Origin of the sequence: Pseudomonas sp. CFBP 13602 (assembly GCF_014842725.1) — a bacterium.
GTDB classification, from domain to species: Bacteria; Pseudomonadota; Gammaproteobacteria; order Pseudomonadales; family Pseudomonadaceae; genus Aquipseudomonas; species Aquipseudomonas baltica.
Genome location: NZ_JACYVT010000020.1, coordinates 1 through 412, shown reverse-complemented (window position 1 = coordinate 412; position 412 = coordinate 1). Strand labels below are relative to the sequence as shown.

Annotated in this window: 1 protein-coding gene; it reads right to left on the bottom strand. The window is 66.0% G+C overall.

What is annotated here, in order from left to right; genetic code table 11:
• The coding region (locus IFU31_RS21590; RefSeq protein WP_192104662.1) for a hypothetical protein at positions 1–412 on the bottom strand (412 nt) is incomplete at both ends.

The following is a 412-nucleotide window of genomic DNA, read 5'->3' as shown; positions in this document are numbered from 1 at the left end:
GCCCCCTGTGCCTCACCCGCAACGCTGACGGTGATGGGCGGGATCGCCTGGTCGGCATTCCCCGCCACACGCCAGAACGGCATGACGCTATCGCCTACGCGCAGGCGCGTATCGCGCAGCACGAAGTTCGCGGTGTTGGCTTGTGTGGTGCCGGGTCTGACAGGGCTCCAGGAGGTAACCGGTGCGCCGGTCGAGTCGTGGATCTGCGGCGCCGGCCAGGTCTGGCTTGCGGCATCCTGCACCGAGATCAGCACGCTGTCGGAAACGCCCGTGGCTCCCGCGCTGGGAATCAGCTCGTACCACACGTTGACCGAGCCATTGAGGTTGGGGTCCACGTAGCGGGTCTTGTCCACCCAGAAGCTCAAATCCCCTACCGCAGTGATGGGCAGTTCCACCGGCGGGTTGATGCTCG